Consider the following 22138-nt stretch of genomic DNA (forward strand, 5'->3'; position numbering starts at 1 on the left):
TCAGGTCGTTTGGGTATAGAATATAGAAAACTAGAGCTGCCCGAACGAGGACATGCCTTTGTACAAGAACAAGCCGCGTGGTGGCCTGTTACCTGAGTTGGATAACGAAAGACCATTTCAAGCTGATTATGTTGAACCGATAGCGGCTTCTGTCCGCCAGATTAAGTCAGCGATGGGTGACGAACTTTTCCATAGCCTTTATCTGTCTGGCGATGTCGCTAGAAGGGAGGCAGGGGAGACCGCCGATCTCACATTGCTGTTGGTATGCACACGTGCTTTAAATGTGCAGGAGTATGCAGCGCTGAACACTGTTCGTTGGCGTATTGAACAATCCAGCGATGCCTTAAAGCGTGTGCTTATTGATGTCGTACCACTAAAAGATGTGACCAATCTAGCCAATATTTTTCGCTGGGGGTTCTTCCTGAAACATTGCTCGGTGAACTTGGCAGGAGAAAACCTCAGCAAGAGCTTTGGACACTTTGAAGTGAGTTGGGAAGTGTCGAAGGCAATGAATGATGATTTGGCCCCGAGACTCAAAGATTTACGGCAGAAAATTGCGGTCGCAACCAAATGGGGGACGCAACTCGACGCCGCTCAGGAAGCCGCCGAGCGGTTAATCAAAGCCAGCTTTGGGTTGGTCGCGCATAAAGAGCAGAACTGGCAGTTTGAATTGAAGCCCGCTTCTGAGGCTTTTCTTCAATATTACCCTGATAAATCGCTAGAAATAGAGCGACTTTTCTATTTGATCGAACGTAAGCCCGTGAAAAAACGCGCTGTCGTTGCCCTGATGGACAGCTTCGGTGCATGGGTTGAATCCGAATATGCAAAGATCGATCGTAAAATAGGATAGTTATTCACTTTTGTGACTAGGGGAAGCCCATCATAAACCGGCTATTTAAAGCCGGTTTTTTATGCGTCCGATTAGGTATATTTACATGTCATTAACACCTAATGCGTTAAATATATACAATATTTGAATTCATAATAGTCAATTGAGCCAATGTGGTGAAATTATTCAAAATAAATGACTATTTATTGTTTACATGGAAAACGGGTTGCATTAATCTTGCGCTCAATTAGTCACTTTTAGTGAATATCTATTTCGCCCAACGCATTGCTCAGGAAGTATTGCCATGCAAAAAACAGAAGAACTAAAAACATCGTCTTCATCAACACGGAATCTGTTGATGTTCTTGATCCCATCATTGCTGGGCGTACTGCTGTTTATGACGCCAATTATGATCGATGGTGGCTTTACGATCCCTATTGCCGTGCTGGCGAAGTCGCTTTTGGGGCTTCTTGGTCAGAGCGCGACCATCGTGGTGACTAGCATCATCCTCATTAGTGCATTGGGTTCAGTGCTGGCGCTGGCGACAAAGCCACGCTTCATTACAGAATCAAAGTTCCTGTCAGGCTTGTTTTTGGCAACACCTGTTTGGCTGACAGTGCGTTTGTTGGGGGCAGCGTTTGTCGTCATGGCGTTTTTCGGTTTTGGTCCTGAACACGTGATTGGCGGTGCTACCGGCGGTTTCGTCCTGGGCGATCTGCTTCCGACTCTGCTTTCTGTCTTCGTTTTTGCAGGTCTGTTCCTGCCGTTACTGACCAACTTTGGCCTTCTTGAACTGATTGGTACCTTCATGACCAAAATCATGCGTCCATTGTTTGGTTTGCCTGGCCGCTCCGCGGTGGACTGTGCCAGCTCTTGGCTGGGTGATGGCAGTGTGGCAATCCTGATGTCGAGCAAGCAATACGAGCAGGGTTACTACACCGAACGCGAAGCAGCCATTGTTGGCACAACTTTCTCTGTTGTTTCAATCAGCTTTAGCTTGGTGGTCATTGCACAGGTCGGTCTGGAACACATGTTTGTCCCATTCTACCTGACGGTGTGTCTGGCGGGCTTTGTGGCTGCGGTTGTTGTGCCGCGTCTTCCTCCACTTTGTTGGAAAAAGAACACCCTGGTGAATGGCGAAGAGAAAACCTTTGAGCATGAATCTCTGCCAGAAGGCGAAACCCTGTTCTCCTTCGGTGTGAAAAGCGCGGTTAACCGAGCTTCTCATATCCGCTCTTTGGGTGATGTTCTGAAAGAGGGATTCCAGAACGCTGCTGACATGGTGTTTGGTGTTCTGCCTGTGGTGATGGCGATTGGTACTTCTGCACTGATCATCGCTGAATACACGCCAGTATTCACCATTCTGGGTATGCCATTTGTTCCTCTCCTGGATTTGCTGCAAATCCCTGAAGCGGTCGCTGCATCTGAAACCATGCTGATTGGTATTGCAGACATGTTCATTCCAGCGGTTCTGGCGGCGAACATTGACAACGAAATGACCCGTTTTGTTGTAGCAACCTTATCTGTGACCCAGCTGATTTATATGTCTGAAGTTGGTGCACTGCTGCTGGGCAGTAAGATCCCGGTGAAGGTTTGGGAATTGGTGATGATTTTCATCCTGCGTACTTTAGTGACTCTGCCAGTCATTGCCGGTGTCGCGCACCTTATCTTCTAAAAACCCAATAAATCAGTAAGAAGGCGGTCGGTTGACCGCCTTTTTGTTTCTTGGCAATACTACTCACTGACCGCTTCTTTTGCGTCTTTCTCTGCGTCTTCGGTCATCGCTTCCGTCTCTTTTTTGGTTTCCTCTAACAACAACTTTGCTTCGGATTCGGCAGAGTCGGCTACCGCTTCCATTTGGGCTACGCGTTCCTGTGCGACTTGTTCAGCCTGTTGTCCGGCAGTTTCTGTGGCTTGAGAGCCAAACGGAGCGACAACAAACAGCATGCTGAGAAGGGCCAATTTGGATGATTTCATTGTGACGTTCTCCATGTGAGATATTTATGCAGCCAGATATACCCAAACAACTTGAATCCAGCACCTTAAGGTTGTTTGGGTATAAGAATATGCAGCGAGCGGAATATCAGAGCGTCTCATTGTCGGCAATCCCACTCAAATTTAGGGCGAAAAAAAGCGACCGCGTTGTGGGTCGCTTTTTCATCTTCAAGAAGTAGGTTTAACTTACGTTTTCGCAGGCTTTTTCTTTGCCTTTACACTTCGCCTTGTTTTTCAGGTGCTCACGTTTCTTTTCGGCTTCTTTTTTCATCATTTCGCGTTTTTGCTCGGCGGCTTTCTTTTTATTTTCAACCATTTCTTCTTGAGATTGTTTCTGCGCTTCGCGCTCCATTTCAGAAATGTCTTTAGCCGACTCCCGCTCAATTTCCGCCAGATCACGCTTTGCAGCTTCTTCAAGTTTTTTCAGTTCATGAACTCGCGATTGTTCAATTTTTGCCGCTTCTTTTGACGCATCGTCTGCGCTCGCGGTAAAAGGTAAAGCAACAAAAACTGATGAAATGAGGAGGAGGTGTCGTAAACCCATTATGTCGGTCCTTCAAAGTGTTAATACATTGCCCATGGACGATGTTTGTCGATATAAAGTACCTATTCAAAGAGTGTACGCAGTGTCTCAGTTGAAAGACTTGTTCTGAGGTTATGATGAATCTGGTGTTCCGTTTGATGATTACCTCGCGGGTATGACGGACAATGGCTGGTTCAATGAGAATAAGAAGAACATTATGAAAATCATTCTATTACACGGACTGTACATGCATGGTGTTGCCATGTTGCCCTTGGAAAAACGCTTGGAAAGTGCAGGTCATAAGGTTTTGAATTTGTCTTATAACACCGTCATGCCCGATCTGAGCGGGTTGTTCAGGGCGATGGACAACTTTATTGATGGTGATGACATCGCGATTGTTGCGCACTCCATGGGTGGTGTAATTACGCGGGCTTATCTCGAAAACGGCAGCGACATGTCTAAGTGTGTAAATACGGTTATTACCTTGGGCACCCCACACAAAGGCTCAAAGGTCGCCGCGTTTTTTAAAGACATAGGGATCGGTGACTTTATGTTTCAGGAGTCCAGCCGCTTTCTGATGCCGGAACAAGAGCCCACATGGCCGGAGGGCTCAACGCTTTACAGTATTGCCGGGGATATGCGTATTGGCCCAGCAACGGTGTTGGTTCGCGATGAAGAATCAGATGGCACCGTGCTTGTTGAAGAAACGAAAATTGATGGAATGACAAGCCACGAAGTCTTTCCGTTAACCCATTCAGCACTGATTTTTGCCAAGCGAGTGAGTGAGCGTATTTTGGAAATTCTCGAGTAGAGTGGGCTTTTTAGCAGTGGTCGGTTTGTCGAGGGTGATCCTCGCTTCACTTAGAACAAAGAAAAAGGCGACATAAGGTCGCCTTTCACATTTCTTGAGATTCAATACTTCAACAAGCTCTCTGACGATTTCGAGTTGGCCCACTTTTCAACGAAGGTACCATCAGGGTCGTAGATCTCGGTTTGCTTCTCCAGATTGAAATGACGTTGACCACGGGGGTCTGCGCCAACACCTGCCAGGTATTGCCAGTTGCCGTAATTGGTCGCAACGTCAAAGTCTATCAACTGTTGTTCGAAGTAAGCTGCACCGAATCGCCAATCCACACCCAGCTCATTGACCAGACATGAAGCGACAATCTGACGTCCGCGATTCGACATGTACCCGGTCTGGTTCAGTTGACGCATGCAGGCATTCACAATGGGATATTCTGTGGTGCCTTGTTCCCAGGCCTTGTAGTTTTGACAATAGTAAGTGGTAAGAGGGCGTTTGTTCTTAATGCCCTCAAATGCAAACATGCTGGCGCCATGGTAATGCATCATCCATTGGAAGTATTCGCGCCACAGCAGCTCAGCATACATGGATTCGGTGGAATCAGACCGTCCGTGACGATACTCGTAGTTGTCCAATTCCGCAGCGACAATACGGGGAGATATTGAACCGTTTGCCAACCATGCGGATAGACGGGACGAGAACTGCCAGCCATCCAATCCGTTGCGGGTTTCTTTGTAATTTTTCAGCCCTTGGGTTTTCCAGAAAAATTGGTTCAGTTGGACCATGCCGGAATCTTCACCGCCATGATACGGCGTCAGGTCGTAAACAAACTCTTGGCCACCCCAGATATCACGACGCTCATCAATGTGCTTAGGCAGTGATTCGGGTGCGCTAATAGGAATGCAGGGGAGAATGTTCTGTTTTTCTACGTGTTTTCTGAACTGGCTGAAAGTTTGCGGGAAAGTGGTTTTATCAAATGTGAATTGGCTACGAAGAAAAAGTGAGAAGCTTTCGCTGACACTGACCTCACAACCGAGAGTTCGCGATAAGTAAGCCACTTGCTGGCGTTCATAAACACCGGGATGGTCAGTCACAGCCAAAAGATCGATACCGTGCTTTTTGCAAAGGTCTGGTATCACTTGAAGGGGATTCCCCACTTTAACAACCAGGCGTTGTTTACGCTTTTTGAGTTCACGTTCCAGTGCACGTAGAGATTGGTATAAGAACTCTTCCCTGAATCTTCCCAAGTGACGCGATTGAAAATGAGCGGGTCTAAACCATTCTGGGTCAATCACGTAAACCATGAGGGCTTGGTCACAGCGCCGGGAGAGGGCGACGAGTGCAGGGTTGTCTGCCAATCGTAAATCATGTCTAAACCATAGAAGCCCTTTCATACCGTCTCTCCTTTGTAATTGGTCATTGCGAACAGAAGGGTGGTTTCTAGTTGTCGATTCACCTCCTAAATCATGAGTACGCAATTAAACGTCAACGGAGTGCAGACGATTAAACAGGTGAGATGTATGTCTCACAGTTAAAGCGTAGCCCAGCGTTGATAAAGTCAAGAAGCCTTGAGAATGAAATGTGTGCGAGATCAACCTGATGCTTAAAGCGGGTTAACGCCCCAATGCCGCGTTGCGCGGTGACTCGGGCTGAGAGGGTTTAGTACTCAAGACTGATACTTTTTCCGAAACACAGGATATTTATGAGTACAGTTTTACGAAGTTGATTATAAGTCTGTCAGACTTTTTAACGGTTTTCGTCCCAATGTGCGCCCCTTAGGATTAACAGATCGTTTCATATCACTATATTGGGAATGATTATCGTTGAAGTTAATACGGAACAATCCAATGAGTGTGACTGGTCAAGATTTATCGGGCTTCGTTCGTCGGGCGCTGCTAGGCATTTCAGGTATTCGGGAAGAAGTCGACAATGAACGCATTTACTTTTTCCAGCATGATCGACTGTTCAGCATCGTAGATGATGACGGCTTGCAGTTCATTGTCGGAGATGAGTGCATGAAAGAAGCGCTGCGAAGACCTGGCGCGTTGCTTGAACAACCAAGCGGCAAGCGCTGTAAAGGCGTTATTCGGGTTACCCCCGACAAGTGTACCGAGACAGATTTGGATTTCTGGTTGTTATTGGCGTTACCTACCAACCAAGGAACGCTTGATCCGGTTGTCCTGCATTAAAAGCAGTGAATGACTCAATCAGCGATAAAGAAATAAGTGATAAAAGAAAAGGGCCGAATCGGCCCTTTTTCTGTTTCTGAACGTCGCATCATTTTGCGGATGATGACGTGTAAATCGTCCATTTGTTGACGACTTCGGATTCTGATACTTTCACACTCGCCGTTACGCGGCGACTGAGAATGTCAGACTGCTCCTGAGACTGGGCAAGAATGGGGTCCGCTTCGCCAAAACCGATGATTCGAACCCGATCCGGCCTAATGCCTTGTTTGATCAGCGCGCTTTTTACGGCATTGGCTCGGCGTTTTGAAAGCGCTAGGTTGTAATCTGGGTCACCCACCACGCTGGCGTAACCGTTAAGCTCAACCACGATGTAAGTGAAAGACTTCATGAATCGGGCGAGGTCATTCACTTCGGCGATAAAGCTTGCTGGGATCTTTGCTGAATCATTAGCAAACAGAATATGCAGGTCATCACGGGCGCTGATTTCCAGTTCTTCGGAGCAACCATCATTGTTAATGACTGCACCAAGAGGGGTGCCTTCACAGGCATCCCGGGCGTTAATCACACCATCACTGTCATCATCCAACAAATCGGCATGCTGTTTGGCAACAGGGGCTTGTGAAGCGCTGGTGGAACAACCCGCCAGCACCAGGGCCGCGATGATCAGAAATACACTGCTGAGAGCTTGCCGAGACAGGCCAGCGTATCGCTGAAAAGCGTTCATCATTCGGTGTCTCCTTGTTTATCTTTGCCGTCCTTGCCGTAGACCGAAGTTTGCCACTCTTCTGGCGTATCAACGCGCAGTTCATCAAGCAGCAGGCCAGTGGCGTTCAAGACGCGGTACTTTGAATAAATACCGGTGTAATGAGAATCAATGTATGAGCGGCGCGCATCAAACAACTCGTTTTCTGTGTTGAGCAGATCAAGCAATGTGCGTCGGCCAATCAAATATTGCTTTTCGTATGCTTCAAGCGTCTTAGAGGCTGAATCAACGTGTTGTTGCAGGAACTGTGTTTGTTTCTCTGCCAACTCTTTCGCTGTCCATGCCAGACGCGTACTTTCATCCAACAGACGATGTGCGTTGTGGCGAATGTTCTTCGCTTTGTTTATTTGGTAAGCGGCACTGCGTGCTTCCGCCGCGTCGGTGCCACCGTTATACAGGTTGTAGCGCATGCGCAGCATGGCCTGAAACTCGTCGGTATCACCTGGCTGACCATCTAACTCTTCACCCCATTCCTGAGAGGCTTCAATGCTAAACGTTGGGAGAAAGTCGCCTTTAGCCTGTTTGTACTGACGGTGTGCGGCCTCTACATCATTCATAGCAACCTGAATAACGGGATTGTTTTCTTTTGCGATGGTCAGTGCTTCAACCAGTGTTGGTGGGATGAAGAGCGCATCGACTTCTGGCAAAACCAAATCGACAGGAGATGCGCCCACAATGCGTTCAAACTCGATAACAGCGTCATCGAGATTGCTCATTGCAGACAGCAAATTGGTTTGTGCCTGTGCCAGACGACCTTGAGCCTGAGAAAGATCTGCGGTGGAACTGATGCCCGAATCCGCGCGCTTTTTGATATCACCAAAAATACGCTCATGGGTTTCCAGGTTCTTTTGGGAAAGATCCGTAATCGCCTGAGTGCGCAAAACCTCAATATAGGCCTCTGTCACGCTAAGTGCGGTGTCTTGAGCATCTGCTAACAGTTGAAAGCGCTGAGCTTCAGCTTCTGCTTTAGTGCGTTTGATGTCGTTATAAGTAATGGAGCCGTCCCAGATTAACTGGCGAAGACTCAACCTTACGTCCCTGGGATGATAAGTCCCATCGTTGTTGTCACTGTCGTATTCGGAATAACCAATACCAGCGTCGAGATCGACAGAAGGCAGATAACCACCTTCCGATGCATCGATATCCGCTTCACGACTTTTGAACTCGTTATAGGCTTCTCTGATTGTCGGGTTTTGTGAAAGTGTCGTTGCAACGGCTTGCTCCAATGATTGTGCATGCACGGTTGCTGCTAAACCGGTGCTACAAAGTGCAAATGCAATAACACTTAATGTCGGTTTCCAAGCTTTAGGGAAACGTGATGTTCTTGCCAAAAACCGCAGTCTAGAGTGGGTGTTACGTTGCTTCATGAATGCTCCCTCAAAGCGAAATTAGACCCTGCGTAAAATTTGAAAAGTCAAAACGCTAAAATGTGGAAAGAAAACTGGAGCCAACTGCCATTTTTTCACCTGTTTTTCTTCTCCTGAAACTGCTCGGATGCATTGATATATGGACAGGTGTGTGACCACAAATTGCGATAAATTACACGTTCGACTTAACAACGTAAAAAGTAGGGCATGTTCGAAAATAATTGACCCCCTAAAACGGGCTTTATCGCTTTTCTATCGTAAATGAGACAGGTCAAAGCAAACTTCTAAAGGCCAAACTGTCTGGGAGGCATTAATTTTTTACCAATTTGATCGATTAATACTTTTCATCAAATCCGATAGGCAAACAATTTCGAAAACCCGTCTCACTGCAATTTAGTTGGTAAATCTAGACAGTAAGGCAACTGGCTGGGTGATTCGTAAACGTTATAGGTATATCGATGAAGACTGCAAATACCGGCTCAGAGACGTCGGAAAACATAGAAAAATTATCAACGTCAGTCACCGTAGAAGAAGGCAAGGTCTACCTTGTTCAGAACGATCTGGCAGCGCCATTGACCGGCAGCACAAATCTGGGTGCTGAAGGTATAGTTATCGCGTCACCCAACGCCCGTTACATTGTCATTAAAGATGGCGAACCCGTGTTGGTTTCAGAGCCCTGTGCCACCTGTATCAAGCTCGATGATGAGGGCATTCAGATCATTGGGCTGGATGAAAACGTCACGTTGGCAGAAAGTGAAGACGCAATCGCGCTGCTAGATGGTGACATCGCTGCGTTGCAGGAAGCTATTCTTGCCGGTGTTGACCCGACGCAGGAATTTGAAGCGGCGGCGGCGGGAGCTGGAGGTGGAACCAGTTCCTCTATCGGTGATTTTGCGGTTATTCAGTACAACAATACCAGCGTGTTGGCACAGGCCGGGTTCGATACCACTTTTTCTCCCAACGCAGCCGCTCCAGCCGATGACGATCCACTTCCTATTCTTCCCCCTTCGGGTGGTGAGTCTCTGTCTCTCATCATCACCGAGAGCGACCTACAGCCAGATCAGTATCCGGTTAGCACGGTTTCCAGTGTGTTGATCACAGCAAGCTCTTTACCGTTGGATGCGACCAGCTTTGCGATTGAGCCAACGGTAGTGGAATCGTTAATCGCTGAGCTGACCGCAGATACACAAAGCGGCGGTCAGCCACTGGATTATGTTCTTTCTGCAGATGGCAAAACCATCACGGGGAGCCTAAATGGCGAACCTGTTGTCATTATTGAAGTGACAGGCGAACAGGTTGGCAGGGATGTGTCATTGACAGTATCTGTTACCTTGAATGCACCTCTAGACCACAACGCGGAGGGTAACAGTGAGGGTTTGGTGACAGTGACGGGGGATGCCATCAACATCGCGATGGAGATCCAAGGGCAAGACGTTAGCGGTAATGCGCTGGATACGCCCGTCAGTACCACGGTAGCCGTATTAGATGGTGCTGATCCAACACTCAGCCCTGACAGCATCACCATTGATGAAAACAACGTGGAGTATGTTTCCGAGCCCATTCCCATCAATCTGGATGTAAACAGTGATGCACTGGCATTGATTCGTTTTGTCGAGACCCCTGAGCTTTCCGATGCCTTGAGTGCGATCACCAGCAATGGTGCTTCGACCTCCTTTGTTGTTGAAGACAACGAAATCCGCGTTAGCCTCGACAGCGATCCTTCTTCCATTGTACTTAGTATCACCCTCCAACCTGTCGCGGGGGCGACAGATCAATATGCCTACGTTGTCGCCCAAAATGCCACGATTGATGAGTCAGAAGCGAGCAATAACACCTTGATTCCGGTGACCGTTGAAGCAACAGACAGTGACGGGGACAGCGGCGTTGGCACCTTTACCGTCACGTTTGAAGATGGTGATAACGCATCGGGAGAAAACGCAACCATAGAAGGGCAGTATGAACTCACTGAAGACCAGCTGGAAGAGCCCGCTTTGGTCGCAAATGGCACAATAACGCTAGATGCAGCGGCAGACAGATTGGTTCCTGACTCCCTTGAAATTGCAAATCTCACTGGCCTTCAAACCGAGCTTAATGAGCTGGCTTCAGGCGGAGAGGCTCTGTCCTTCCAGTTCACTAAAACGGGCAATGTCGTCGAAATTACCGGAACTAAGCCGGACGGCTCCGAAATCGTCAATATCACGTTAACGACCAGTCAAACCTCTGGTACGGGCGCGCAGGGTATTTCCATTGCGTCAGTCTTTACCTTGGATGGTCCGTTGGATCACCTCGACCCAGGCCAGTTTGCGGATAACCAATGGGTCACTATTTCATCGGCTTCGGGTACGAGCGAGGAAATCTTCGACATCAAAGTTGAGCTGCAGGTACAGGATACGGATGGGGACCCACTCGATGCGCCAATTAGCGTGACCTATAAAGTGGAAGATGGGATAACGCCACTTATCGACGCAGCAGATTCAACCCTGATTGACCCGATGGTTGGCGAGCCTGCTTCAACCACCTCAGAATCACTGGGATTAGAGGTTGGCAGTGATGATATTGCCTCACTCACATGGCAACTCGACAGCAGTTTCCAAACCTTGATTGAAAGCCTCACCAGTAACGGGAATCCCTTGTCATTGCTGACACCCTTAAGTGAGCTCAACGCCGATGGTGAGCCCATTCAGGTTGGCTACACCGAATCTGGCACTACGATTACCGTGCTCACTATCGAACTCGATCAAACCAGCAATGAATATAAGGTGACGTTGGCGCAACCGATTGATGAGCCAACCGATGATAAGGTCGAATTGCCATTAACGGTTAAAGTGACAGACGACGATGGGGACAGCACTACCTCTGAGTTCACCCTCACGATTAACGATGCAGGCAATGCATCTGGTGAGTCTGCGATGGAGAGTGGCGGTTTTGAAATCACAGAAAATCAGTTGAATGAACCGGCGCAAACCGCAAACGGCACGATTACGCTGGATGCGAAAACTGACCGTCTGCAACCTGATTCCCTCTCTATTGCCAATCTGTCGGAATTACAGTCCGAGCTTAATGAACTGACGTCTGGTGGCGATGCGCTGACTTTCTCGATAGAGCCAGGCACGGCAGGGAACGTTATCGAATTGGTGGGTAAAAAAGCCGATGGCACGGAAGTGGTCAGTCTGACGTTGACTACCACGCAACAGCCGGGTTCCGGCGCACAGGGGATCTCGATTGCTTCTGCTTTTACACTCAACGAACCGCTAGACCATATTGAAGACAGCAAATTTGCCGACAATAAGTGGGTCACGATAAATCCTGCATCCGGTAGCAGTGAAGAAATCTTCGACATCAAGCTGCAGCTTCAGGTGCTTGATACAGATAATGATGCGTTAGACGCGCCCATTGAAGTGACGTATTCGATTGAGGATGGCATTCATCCGGTAATTGATACGGCAGACGTTGAGCTCGTCGATCCGCTTAAAGGGGGAAGTGCATCAACGGCGTCGGGTTCGCTTGGCCTTACCATTGGCAGTGATGATATTGAATCGCTGGTTTGGCAGCTGGATAGCGCATTCCAGACCACCATCGAAGGATTCACCAGCAATGGCAATGCACTTTCGCTGTTAACACCACTCGGCGACATCAATGATTCAAACCAACCCATTGAGATTGGTTATGTTGACGGCACTGGCACCACAATCACAGTCATGACTCTCACACTGGATCAGGTGAATAATGATTACGATGTAGTGTTGTCACACCCAATCGATCAAACCACCAGTAACGACAAAATCGACATTCCACTTTCCGTGAAGGTGACGGACAAAGATGGTGACACCGCAGATTCTGCTTTCACGGTGACGATTGAAGACAATGACAACGCCAGTGGCGTCAATGTCAGTGTCTCCGGTAATTACGGCTTAATTGAAGACCAGTTGAATGAACCTGCTCAAACTGCCAACGGCACCATTACATTAGATGCCACCACAGACAGGCTTCAGCCGGATTCTGTCTTTATCGCCAACTTGTCGGCTCTTCAAAGCGAACTCAACGAACTGACTTCCGGCGGTGATGCACTGACTTTCACCATTCAGCCAGGCACGGCTGATAACGTCATTGAGCTCGTCGGCAAAAAAGCGGATGGCACCGAGGTGGTTAGCCTCACACTGACTACCACACAAATCTCGGGCAGTGGTGCACAGGGCATCACGATTGATTCAGTCTTCACGCTCAGCCTCCCGCTCGACCACGCTGACCCAGACAAGTTTGTTGATAATCAGTGGGTTACCATCAAATCTGCATCTGGCAGCAGCGGAGAGATTTTTGATATCAAGCTTCAACTGCAAGCGAAAGATACCGATGATGATTTGCTGGATGCTCCGATAGAAGTGACGTATTCGGTTGAAGATGGCATCCATCCAGAAATCGATGTTCAGGATGCCAGTGTGACTGACCCTAATTCCGGTTCAACGGCAACAGAAACTCGTTCGCTGGGACTGGATATCGGGAGTGATGATATTGATTCACTGGTTTGGCAGTTGGACAGTGGTTTTCAGACCATCGTTGAAGGGCTAACCAGCAATGGCAATGCCTTGTCATTGCTGAGTCCAGTCAACGATTTAAATGATTCTGATAATCCGATAGAGATTGGCTATACCGATGGCTCTGGTGCAACAGTGACCGTGATGACGATTGCGCTGGATGCGGGTAATAATCAATATGCAGTGACACTGTCACAATCTATCGACCAGCCATCAGATGAAAAGGTTGATCTGCCACTTTCTGTGAAAGTCACGGATCACGACGGTGACAGTGATTCCTCTGACTTTACCGTTACCATCAATGATGGCAGTGACGCGTCGGGCGAATCAGCGACAGTGAGTGGTGAGTATGAAATCACCGAAGACAAGCTTAACGAACCTGCTCAAACCGTCAACGGCACGATCACATTAGATGCCGCTGCGGATAGGCTACTGCCCAATTCTGTCTCTATCGCCAATCTGACTGCTTTGATTGAAGAGTTGAATGAACTGACTTCAGGTGGTGATGCGCTGACATTCCGCATTGAGGCGGGCACCGCAGATAACGTCATCACGCTGGTGGGTGAAAAGGGCGATGGTACTGAAGTTGCCAGTATAACCTTGACCACGACGCAATCAGCGGGCACGGGGGCGCAAGGCCTGTCTATTGCTTCTGTCTTTACGCTCAGCGAGCCACTTGATCACATTGAAGAAAGCAAGTTTGCTGACAACCAATGGGTGACAGTTAAGCCAGCCTCTGGTAGCGATGACGAAATCTTCGATATCAAGGTTCAACTTCAGGCACGCGATACGGATAACGACCCGCTAAATACGCCTATTGAAGTCACTTACTCAGTGGAAGATGGCATTAATGCGATAATGGAAGTCGCTGATGCTGAACTTACTGAACCAGCCAATGGCGATACACCGGTTTCGACAACAGAATCTCTGGGCTTAGAGGTGGGAAGTGATGACATCACCTCGCTGGTTTGGGATCTAGATGCTTCTTTGGCTACCCAAATAGAAGGGCTGACCAGCGAAGGCAATGCGCTGACTTTGCTAACTCCATTGAACGAACTCAATGGCTCAAACAAAACCATCGAAGTGGGGTATATCGACGGGTCTGGCGCCACTATAACTGTGCTGACGGTAGCTATCGATCAAGCGAACAACCAATACGCCGCAACCGTAAACCGTCCGATTGAACAGCCAGACAGTGAGTCGGTAGAGTTGCCGCTCTCTCTTAAAGTCACAGATGATGACGGTGACACAACGACATCTGATTTCACGCTCACCATAAAGGATGGCGCGCCGCCGAGTGTCGATCCTGTCGATTCAACACTCATTGATCCCATTATTGGCAGCACGCGCTCGCAAGAGAATATCAGCCTCGGCATTACCCAAGGCACAGATGCGATTCAGTCCATCGAGTTCTATGCGCCATCAGGATTGGAAGCAGCACTTAATGCTATTACCAGCAGTGGTTACCAAACCAGTGTTCAACCACAGCCGTTTTCTTCGCTGACTAACGAAATCGTCATCGTTATCGATGATCCAAGCCTGTCAGCCTCCTCTTCACCTGCGAATGGTGACACGGTGTTGACCATCAAACTTGATACTGATGCTTCGGGTAAGCCAACAGGAGAATACTCCGTTGTGTTGGATTTGGCTGTTGATCAGGCTGGTAGCGACCTTGAGCTACCCATCGGCGTGAAGGTGACGGATATTGATGGCGATGAAGTGACAGGTGAGTTTACCGTCACGATTCAGGATGATGACTCAGCGATCATTCCGTCTACTGACAAAACCTTGCCGATCACTGAGCCAGATTTAACCCCTGATGGCGCTCAAGTTGGCTATCCCGACACCTCAACCGTGAGTTTGACAGTCAATGCGAGAACTGACCGATTGATCCCGGACGACGTGAGAATCAGCAGTGCTCAGTTGGATGACTTGATTAAAGACATGGAAGAGGTACTCACCAGTAACGGTGAACCCATCGACTTCGAATACGATCAGACGACAGGTGTCCTGTCTGGGCGGGTTGATGGTGAGTTGGTCATGACGTTGAGCTTTCCTGCTACCCAAAGCGTCGATGGCTATGGTTTGGTCATCGAACCTTCTATCACGCTTCACAAACCTGTTGACCACAATGCTGATGCGACATCAAACACACGGGTAACGATTAATGGTGATCGCATTGTTATTTCAGTCTCTCTCGACACCAAGGATTCTGATGGTGATGTGATAAGTGGCATTGCAGCGATTAGCGTTGATATTCAGGATGGCGAAGCGCCAGTGATTACCAACGCGCCTGTGTTGAATGTAGAAGAAAGCGATATCAACGCTAATGGCTCTAGCCCCAATCAGAACCGTCCCGGTACTACTCCCGGCGGTGTGGGAACCGATCAGGATACCGCGACCGGACAACTGGAAATCAATAGTGGCAGTGATGAAGTTGCTGATGTAGCCATAAACGTTGGCGGCTTTGCCTCAGTAAATAGCGACAACAGTGAAGATGCGGCTGGTACTGCCATTCCGCTGAGTTCAAAAGGCACCGCAGTCACGCTGGAGCTGACCAGTGATACATCTGCCAATAAGGTTTACACCGGTATGGCGGGCGCAAGAGAAGTCTTTACGCTAACCGTATTCCCGAATGGCACTTATACCTTTGCACTGCTTGGCGCACTTGACCATCCGCGAGGTGAAGAGAAAAATTCTCTCGCGATTAACTTCCCTGTTGAAGTGACTGATGCTGATGGCGACAAAGCGACAGCCAATATCGTCGTGAATGTCCTTGATGATGTGCCATTTTCGTTGGAGACCGACGGCGTCGGAACAGGCGGCGGAAGTTTGGTGATGGAAGAAGGGGATTCATCTTCACGCATTACCATTCTGCCTGCGCGCAATCGAGGCGCTGATGATGCAACCATCAAGTCAGTCACTATCAATGGCGAACAGCATGAACTGACACCGGGCATTAATAACCGGTTTACGGTCACCGAGGGGAGTGGCGGGCAAGAACTCGGCACCTTGGTGATTCATAGCCGCGGTACGGTGGAGTTCATCGCCAACGATGACATCACACACACCGGCTCAACCAGCAACCGCATCACAGAATCTTTTAGCTACGAAATTCTTGACGGCGATGGAGACATCGTTGTCGGCACCACGGAAATTGTGGTTGTCGATGCCCAGCCGCAACTTGTCGTCCAAAATGCATCTGGTTTTGAAGACCAGGGCAGGGAGCCAGATCCTAACGATGATTTGGTCGGCAATCCGGCGGATGGTATTCCGATCAATATGACTGTCGACGTTGGTGATAATGACCAAAGTGAAACGGTTGATCGCGTTTTGATTACCTTGCCATCTAACGCTCACGGCACTTTCTATGCGAACGGTGCGGAGCTTCCCATCACTGGCAATCAAATTGAGTTGGCGGGCAGCTTGTTCACGCCCAATGCTTCCAATGAACTTTGGACACTGCAAGGCGTGACCTTTGTCCCTGATCAGGATTACTCCGCATCTAACGGTGTGCCTACGTTTACCGTGACGGGATTTGTGGCCAACGGAGATGGCTCAGAACGTCAGTTGGATAACCAAACCTTCTCCATCACCGTTGAGGGTATTGCTGATGTGCCGATTTGGGAAAATTCAACGACAACGCTTTACTACCGAATTGATGAAGACAGTGACGGTGCAACACTCAACCTGAACGCTGAATTGGAAGACAGGGATGACTCGGAAGAACTGAACTACATCCTGACACTCGACGCTGGCAGTGCCACCTTGTTGCTCAATGGCGCAGAGTTGACGCCGACAGATGGCAAATACATCGTCGCAGCGGCGGATATCAACAATGTGGTAGTGAAACCTGACGAGAATTTCTCTGGTGACATCACGCTAACAGCGATTGCCCAAAGTAAAGAGAAAGACAACTTCGCGTCCGGTCAGCAAACGGCGGATTCAGAACCTCAAACCATCACGATTGCGGTTGACCCAATTGCGGATACCACCACTCTCAAAGTGACCCGAGCCAGTGGGCTAGAAGACGAGCTTATCGACCTCGCACCGCATATCTCACTGACAGATTCAGCAGATACAGACGGTTCTGAAGCGCTTTATGTCTGGATCACCGGCGTGCCAACAGGTGCGAAATTACTCTTGAGTGATGGGACCGAGGTGCCGGAAAGTGGCGGTCTCTATGAGTTTGCGTATGCAGATATCAGTGGTTTGAAGCTTCAGCCACCACCGGAAAGCAATGTGGATTTCGCCCTGAATGTCAGAGGCGTGGTGAAAGACACGATCACAGTCACCAATGCCAGTGGTGTCGCCGAGACGGTGACTGATATTTACGAGACCAGCGCAAAAATCCTCAACGTGGCTTTGAAAGGCGTGGCTGATGTGCCAGATATTGAAGCAGATTTAGGTAATGTTTGGCAGCCAGTCATCGAAGATGGCGTGGAGACGGGGATTGAAACCACCATTCCGGAAGATGGAGAAGTTTCACTTTCGTTTACCATTAAATCTGGTGAGAAAGGAAGTTCTCTGCCTGACGATGACTCTGAAACACTGTCTACACTGGTCACCAATATTCCCAAAGGCGTGACCTTATTAGATACCAATGATGACGAAATCAACCTAGTTTATGCTGGTCTGGGTGCTAATGGTGAACCCCAATATCAGGCCAAGGTAGATGGGCTTTCAGACGTTAAACTGGTTCCTCCTCCTGGCAGTACAGATGATATCACGCTGACTGTCACCATTATCGTCACTGAAGACGATGGCGATTCTTTGACCGTCGATAAAGATGTCATTGTACATATCGAACCGGAAATTGATGCGCAAGATTACACGCTCAACAGCCGTGGATTTGAAGACCAGAATGTGGTCGTTAATTGGCGTCCAAATACGGATGAAGGATTCACTGATAACAACGAATCTATTACCGCTATTACCTTTTCGATGGCTCAGGCAGCGATTGACGCTGGTTATACTCTGACGATTGCCGGTGAATCAACGCCTATTACCTTCTCTGGAGGCGAAGCGGTGCTCTCCACTGATCAAGTGAGTAAGCTCTTATCAGGCAGTAATCTTTTACTTAGAGCCCCAGTAAACTCTGACCTCGACCGGGATCTTGATCTAAGCGTGAAGCTAACTGTTGAACAGAAAGACACCGACTCTTCGGCTATTGATACCAAAGAGATCACTGGTGATCTGAATGTCCTCATCATCGCGACCGTAGAGAATACAGGAGACATCGAGCTAATTGATGCTTCCGATAATATTCTTTCGACGACCATTGTCGGGGAGGGTACTGGCTCAATATCACTTTCCAGTCCTGATAGACGTTTGGCATTTATAACACCTGAAGGCGTAAACACAGACGGAAGCAGCGAGGAAATTATTACCCAGGTCGTGGTCACTTTTGTCGCTGATGCCAGTGGAACACCACTGACAGAAGAACAGCTTGAACTCTATGACCAGTTCTACGTGACAGGTGGGATCAATAATGGTGACGGCAGTTGGACTGTTCCTGCGAATGCATTAGATACATTGGCCATTACGACGTCTGCTAAAACAACGGCGCCTGTATATGCGCAAATCACAGCGCAGGTTCAGGATCAGGGGGACGGAACTGAAGGAGACGTAAGTACTCCCGTCGAGCAGAAGCCCATTGTGCTGACACTGGACTTTCAGGGTGAGACAGATCAGACCGAGTTGGCAGGTGATATATCGGTCAACTTGCAGAATGTGACAGGTGCTGAAGATAAATCGATTAAATTTGGAGAGCAAATTGACGACTTTATCCAGATAAATGCTGTGGATGCACCCAATGATGAGTTATCACTGGTTATTGATTCTTCAGCGCTGTCGGCGATTGGTGCAGTGGCTTTTGGGATGGAGTTCAACTACGAAACCAGTGAATATGTTACCAAAGTACCAGTGGCCGCGGATGGATCTGTTGATCTTTCCGCCATTGCGTTATTACTGCCCAGACATTTTGCCGGTGACGCAATACTTCCTATCAAATTGGTCACGACAGACAAACTAAGCGGCGATATCAAAGAGCTTGATACGTCTATCTCCATTGTTATTGCTCCGGTGGTAGATGGTGTTACGACCGAAGTGAAAGTGATTCAAACTGACGGATTGAACAGTGAAGAACAGCCCGTAGACGATGAATCAGAATGGGTGCCAGTCGCCAACAAAGCACTTGAAGATGGCATTATCGAGCTGGATTTCACGTCGAAATTAATCGACCCCGATACGTCGCCCAATTCCGGTGTTGAAACCATCACTCAGGCTGTATTGACCGTTGACAGCTCCGTAGGTTTTTTTGTTGATGAAAGTGGTGAGAATCCGCAAAGCACCATCACTGTTTCCAGTGCTGATCTTTCCAAGGTTTACTTCAAGCCGATAGCGGATTTCAGTGGTGATGTCAGCATTAAAGTCGATACAACGGTCGAAGATAGGGCAGTGAATGACCAGACGAGCTTACCTGACTCTGTCACCGTTAAAACCATCTCAACCAATGTGTCCTTCGAAGTCTTGCCAGTTAACGATCCGGTTACCTTCAGTGGTAATACTTCAGCGATTGCGGGCAACGAAGATGAGCAAATCGCACTAACAGGAGTCACGGCAACGCTGCAGGACACTGATGGTTCTGAGAAGATTGTTTCGGTGAAACTCACCGGTGTGCCTGATGATTTCCAGTTGGTTTCTAATGGAAGCCAGTTGGTGCAGAACAGTGGCGGCGGCGACTGGACCATCAGTGTGCCACCTAACAGCCAAAGTTTCTCTCTTGATGATATTGCGTTTATTCCACCCAAAAACTTCAGTGGTTCAATGACGGTCGTCATGGTGGTTTACGCCAAAGAAAATCTACTCAGCACACCGAAAGAATACAGCACAACCATCGACGTTGTGGTTAACCCCATTGGCGATGGAGTAGACACTGAAATCACCACGTCGGTCTCCGGCACGGAAGACGAGAACATTGAGTTGCCTTTGGATGTCACGGTGATCGACAAAGCGCCTTCATATGATGGTTCGGGATTGTCAGTGACTGAGAATGGGCCAGAAGTGGTGAAAGTGGTGCTGACCAATGTGCCGGATTCCGCAACGATCAGCCTGCCGCCGGGTGTTGCCAGTGGGAGCAGTGCGGAAAAACAACCCGATGGAAGTTGGGTCGTTATCGCCAATCAAACCACGCTGTCTTCGCTTATTTTCACGCCGGGAGATGCCAATGAAAATAACTGGGATGGGCAGCTTGAAGTGTCGATTCGCGCGGTAGACAACGGCGTAGAAGCGGACAGTTCGCTGTGGGTGAATCAGGTGATCGATGTTACCGTCACACCAGTCAATGACGAGCCAGAGTTAACCTTGCCAACTTCACTGGAAGCGGAAGAAGAAACCACCTTACTGATTGAATCGATACAGGTGAAAGATGTTGATGCTAATGAAACGTCTGGTGGTGCCATTTCTATTCGCTTGAGTGCGATTGACGGTGTGATTGGTTTACCGGACTCACCACCATTGCCTTCGGGCGTGACGGTGAGTGGGCAGGGCACCAATAACATGACTTTGGAGGGGCCGCTGGATGCCATTAATGACGCTTTGGGCAATGGCGTCACTTACACGGGAGATACTAATTTCAGTGGTGAAGATACCCTTACCGTAACGGTCAACGATAACGGAAATACCGGTGACGGAGGGGCGAAGACAGATACGGATTCGGTCAGCATCAATGTACTGCCAAAACCGGACATTCCCACACTTACCCTGAATACGCCACAAACCGCTGCGGTTGCGGGGAGTGTCGCTTCTGTGATTCCACTGCTTGGACTGGCAGCTGCATTGACGGACCCATCTGAAACGCTTTCGATCGAAATTCGAAATGTGCCTGCGGGACTAACATTCGTTGATGCTGACGGCGCAGCCATGGGGACAGGCCCTATCGGTGGTGTTGTGACGCTAACGCCGGCAGAGCTCGCACAACTGCATGTGACAGGCTCGTCAGTGCTGTCGAACACCGTTGAAGTGGTTGCTATTTCAACGACAACGACGGGGGAATCGGCAGAATCTGATTCCATCGAACTTTCTATCAACGTGACTAACGCAGGCGAAGGGGCGATTGCAGCTGCAGATCCTGCCCTCGACAATGTGGTGGTTTCGGGAACGGAAAATGCCACACTGGAAGGTGGCGCTGGTGACGATACCTTGATTGGCGGGCTTGGCGCAGACATCCTCAGTGGCGGCGCAGGTGATGACAGCTTGTGGGGTGGTAAAGAGGGTGAAGCGGACAACAGCATCGACAGGTTTGTCTGGAATGCAGCAGATTTTGGCACCGTCGGCAGCCCTGCGACAGATACCATCGAAGATTTCGACACTGCAACGGATGTGGTGGATCTCAGTGGTGCGCTAAGCCTGCAAAACCTGAGTGGCCTTCCAGCGCTGACTGATATCCTCGCATTAACCGAAAGCGGTGGCAGCGCAACTCTGAGTGTTTCAGTTGGCGGAGATAAAGTTCAGGACATCGTTTTCAACGGCGTCAGTTTGGATGAAATGATTAATGGCACGGCTTCTGGGATGACCCAGGAAGAGCTCCTGACCTCTGTCATCGATAGCGGTCAGTTATATCTCGGTGACAATATCGGTAATGGAGAAAGCAATACGTTGGTCGCCGATGACGCGGGAGAAAGCCTGTTTGGTATGGGTGGCAATGATACCCTGCAAGCGGGTAAAGGCGATGACATTCTCACTGGCGGTGAAGGAGAAGATCTGTTCGTTTGGCTGGAGTCGTCTTTGACCAATCCAGCGAATACAGACAGGGTGACTGATCTGACGTTGGGGCAGGACAAACTGGATATCTCTGACTTGCTGACAGGGTTAAGCTCAACACCGGGTGCATCTGATTTATTGCCATTTTTTGATGATGCGACTGTCGCTAACGATGGCACGATCACGCTTGCCTTGATTTCAAATGGGCAAACGCAAAACATCGTGCTGGAAAGCATGGATATATCGAGTTCAGGGCTTAGTCTGGCTGCAGGATCCAGTACTTCAGAAATCATTAACGCCCTTTACGACCAACAGGTTTTTAAAGTGGATTAACGGGAGAGCTAAGTTTGCTCATTGAGTGGTCTTTGTTCAAGG

10 protein-coding genes are annotated in these 22138 nt (G+C 48.9%); 5 read left to right on the forward strand and 5 right to left on the reverse strand.

Annotated features, from left to right (window positions below; all coding sequences use genetic code 11):
• Nucleotides 1-52 precede the first annotated feature (52 nt).
• Together RN22_RS11565 and RN22_RS11570 are read left to right on the forward strand one after the other, a co-directional pair.
• Complete coding sequence (locus RN22_RS11565) at nt 53-850, forward strand: hypothetical protein (protein WP_231590886.1); 798 nt, start codon at nt 53-55, stop codon at nt 848-850.
• Between the two features lie 337 nt (nt 851-1187).
• The gene (locus RN22_RS11570) at nt 1188-2504 is read left to right on the forward strand and encodes a YjiH family protein (RefSeq protein ID WP_046304403.1); all 1317 of its coding nucleotides are present in this window, start codon (nt 1188-1190) and stop codon (nt 2502-2504) included.
• A gap of 59 nt (nt 2505-2563) precedes the next feature.
• On the opposite strand, the gene RN22_RS11575 is transcribed toward RN22_RS11570, so the two are convergent.
• Nucleotides 2564-2806, reverse strand: coding sequence for a hypothetical protein (locus RN22_RS11575; RefSeq protein WP_002540256.1), 243 nt, complete (start codon nt 2804-2806; stop codon nt 2564-2566).
• 199 nt (nt 2807-3005) lie between these two features.
• Nucleotides 3006-3368, reverse strand: a complete 363-nt coding sequence (locus RN22_RS11580) for a hypothetical protein (RefSeq protein WP_046304392.1) — start codon at nt 3366-3368, stop codon at nt 3006-3008.
• 196 nt (nt 3369-3564) lie between these two features.
• On the opposite strand from RN22_RS11580, the gene RN22_RS11585 reads away from it, so the two are divergent.
• The gene (locus RN22_RS11585; protein WP_046304404.1) at nt 3565-4158 is read left to right on the forward strand and encodes a cob(I)alamin adenolsyltransferase; all 594 of its coding nucleotides are present in this window, start codon (nt 3565-3567) and stop codon (nt 4156-4158) included.
• Between the two features lie 101 nt (nt 4159-4259).
• Here RN22_RS11585 and RN22_RS11590 read toward each other — a convergent pair whose 3' ends face one another.
• The gene (locus RN22_RS11590) at nt 4260-5543 is read right to left on the reverse strand and encodes a DASH family cryptochrome (RefSeq protein ID WP_046304393.1); all 1284 of its coding nucleotides are present in this window, start codon (nt 5541-5543) and stop codon (nt 4260-4262) included.
• 453 nt (nt 5544-5996) lie between these two features.
• On the opposite strand from RN22_RS11590, the gene RN22_RS11595 reads away from it, so the two are divergent.
• Nucleotides 5997-6338 carry a hypothetical protein gene (locus RN22_RS11595; protein ID WP_002540261.1) on the forward strand — a complete coding sequence of 114 codons (342 nt, stop codon included), beginning with the start codon at nt 5997-5999 and terminating at the stop codon, nt 6336-6338.
• A gap of 88 nt (nt 6339-6426) precedes the next feature.
• Here the strand turns inward: RN22_RS11595 and RN22_RS11600 are convergent, their stop codons facing one another.
• Complete coding sequence (locus RN22_RS11600) at nt 6427-7065, reverse strand: OmpA family protein (protein ID WP_082111400.1); 639 nt, start codon at nt 7063-7065, stop codon at nt 6427-6429.
• Nucleotides 7062-8468 (reverse strand): TolC family outer membrane protein, encoded by a 1407-nt coding sequence (locus RN22_RS11605; protein WP_082111401.1) that lies wholly within the window; start codon nt 8466-8468, stop codon nt 7062-7064. Before RN22_RS11605 ends, RN22_RS11600 begins: the two co-directional genes overlap by 4 nt.
• Before the next feature lie 458 nt (nt 8469-8926).
• Between RN22_RS11605 and RN22_RS11610 the strand changes: the two genes are divergently transcribed.
• Nucleotides 8927-22096, forward strand: a complete 13170-nt coding sequence (locus RN22_RS11610; RefSeq protein ID WP_046304394.1) for a retention module-containing protein — start codon at nt 8927-8929, stop codon at nt 22094-22096.
• Nucleotides 22097-22138: the final 42 nt, after the last annotated feature.

The organism is Grimontia sp. AD028, assembly GCF_000973155.1.
Lineage (GTDB): Bacteria > Pseudomonadota > Gammaproteobacteria > Enterobacterales > Vibrionaceae > Enterovibrio > Enterovibrio indicus.

Coding starts and splice junctions, on each gene's coding strand:
- RN22_RS11565 (WP_231590886.1), top strand. CDS start 53: ATGCCTTTGTACAAGAACAAGCCGCGTGGTGGCCTGTTACCTGAGTTG.
- RN22_RS11570 (WP_046304403.1), top strand. CDS start 1,188: ATGTTCTTGATCCCATCATTGCTGGGCGTACTGCTGTTTATGACGCCA.
- RN22_RS11575 (WP_002540256.1), bottom strand. CDS start 2,806: ATGAAATCATCCAAATTGGCCCTTCTCAGCATGCTGTTTGTTGTCGCT.
- RN22_RS11580 (WP_046304392.1), bottom strand. CDS start 3,368: ATGGGTTTACGACACCTCCTCCTCATTTCATCAGTTTTTGTTGCTTTA.
- RN22_RS11585 (WP_046304404.1), top strand. CDS start 3,565: ATGAAAATCATTCTATTACACGGACTGTACATGCATGGTGTTGCCATG.
- RN22_RS11590 (WP_046304393.1), bottom strand. CDS start 5,543: ATGAAAGGGCTTCTATGGTTTAGACATGATTTACGATTGGCAGACAAC.
- RN22_RS11595 (WP_002540261.1), top strand. CDS start 5,997: ATGAGTGTGACTGGTCAAGATTTATCGGGCTTCGTTCGTCGGGCGCTG.
- RN22_RS11600 (WP_082111400.1), bottom strand. CDS start 7,065: ATGATGAACGCTTTTCAGCGATACGCTGGCCTGTCTCGGCAAGCTCTC.
- RN22_RS11605 (WP_082111401.1), bottom strand. CDS start 8,468: ATGAAGCAACGTAACACCCACTCTAGACTGCGGTTTTTGGCAAGAACA.
- RN22_RS11610 (WP_046304394.1), top strand. CDS start 8,927: ATGAAGACTGCAAATACCGGCTCAGAGACGTCGGAAAACATAGAAAAA.